Source organism: Butyrivibrio sp. AC2005 (genome assembly GCF_000424145.1).
Taxonomy (GTDB): domain Bacteria; phylum Bacillota; class Clostridia; order Lachnospirales; family Lachnospiraceae; genus Butyrivibrio.
Genome location: NZ_AUJI01000084.1, coordinates 1 through 1,489 on the forward strand (window position 1 = coordinate 1; position 1,489 = coordinate 1,489).

The 1,489-nt window shown below is 46.6% G+C and carries 1 protein-coding gene; it reads left to right on the top strand.

The window, feature by feature from the left end; genetic code table 11:
• Positions 1–79: 79 nt before the first annotated feature.
• Positions 80–1,432, top strand: a complete 1,353-nt coding sequence (locus G602_RS27255; RefSeq protein WP_044932641.1) for an ISL3 family transposase — start codon at positions 80–82, stop codon at positions 1,430–1,432.
• The last annotated feature ends 57 nt before the right edge of the window (positions 1,433–1,489 follow it).

A 1,489-nucleotide genomic window follows, 5' to 3' on the forward strand; every position in this document is an offset into this window, starting at 1 on the left:
TGCAATTGAAAAACCATCTGTGTTTCTGTAATGTATTAGCGTCCAAACTATACTACAGAGATACCAGAGGTACCCACAGATGGTTTCTGCTAATACATTATGTAAAAAATTGCTCAATGTCAATCATGCTGTCGTAGAAGATGCAAACTTCTATCTTGATCGGGATGGTGTTACCCACCTCAGAATCCATGCGCGGACGGATAAATGGCATCAGGATGATTGTCCGTTCTGCCACAGACGCTGTCCTCGTTACGACCAAAGGATAGATCAGCCACGCACTTGGAGAAGCCTTGATTTTGGTGCAACACTCGTAGAGGTTGAGGGGTGGACACATCGTATAGAGTGTCCTGAGCATGGTGTTGTGACAGCCTATGTTCCTTGGGCATATCCAGGAAGCGGATTCACCCGGGACTTTGATCTGACAGTCGGATGGCTTGCAGTTTATCTTCCTCGCAGTGTTGTATCAGAGTATATGCGCATCGACTGGGAAACAGTTGGGCGTTGTGTAAACAGAACTCTGAATGACATTGAACCTGAGCGCTCCAGAAGACTTGATAACCTTATAAACATTGGCATTGATGAGACCAGCTATAAGAAAGGTCACAAGTACATTACGGTTATCGTTAACCACGATACAAATACCGTTGTCTGGGCAGCGCAGGGGCATGGTAAAGGTGTGCTGACGCAGTTCTACAAACAGCTTACTCCAGAACAGCTTTCATCCATCAAGGTTGTTACCGGAGATGGAGCAAAGTGGATCACGGAATGTGTTAACGATTTCACTCCGGATTGTGAGCGCTGTGTTGATCCCTTTCATGTAGTCCAGTGGGCTATGGAAGCCCTCGACGAGGTTCGTCGTGAAGTATGGCGTGAAGCCTATGCTGAGTTCACTCGCTTATCCAAGGAGCATCCTCGTAAGAAGGGGCGTCCAAAGGATGGAGACCCAGAATCAGCAATACTGAATGCCGCCAAAGCAAAGGCTGATGAGATTAAAAACTCTGCTTATGCTCTTGGCAAGGCTCCGGAAAACCTGACAGAGAATCAGCAAAATCGGGTAGCCATGATTGCTGAAAACAATAACCGCCTGTACCGTGCTTATCGGATGAAGGAAATGCTTCGCCTTCTCCTAAAGATCAAGGATACGGATGAGGCAGAGGACGCCCTCAATCGTTGGCTCTGGTGGGCAAGTCACAGCAGGATTGGTGCTTTCAAGGAACTTTACCTCAAGATCAAACGTCACAGGGAGCACATACTGAATGCAATAAGGCTAGGCATGAGTAACGCTCGAATTGAAGCTACTAATAACAAAATCAAGCTGATTATCCGTAAGGCATATGGTTTTCGCAACATCCAAAACATGCTCGATATGGTCTACTTAGTATGCTCGGATTTGAGTATTCCACTTCCTAACAGAAAACCTCGAGGCGCATGATCAGCATAAATGCTGGGGATGATGGCATTTTTCACCCACCATTACCCCTGAAGAGCC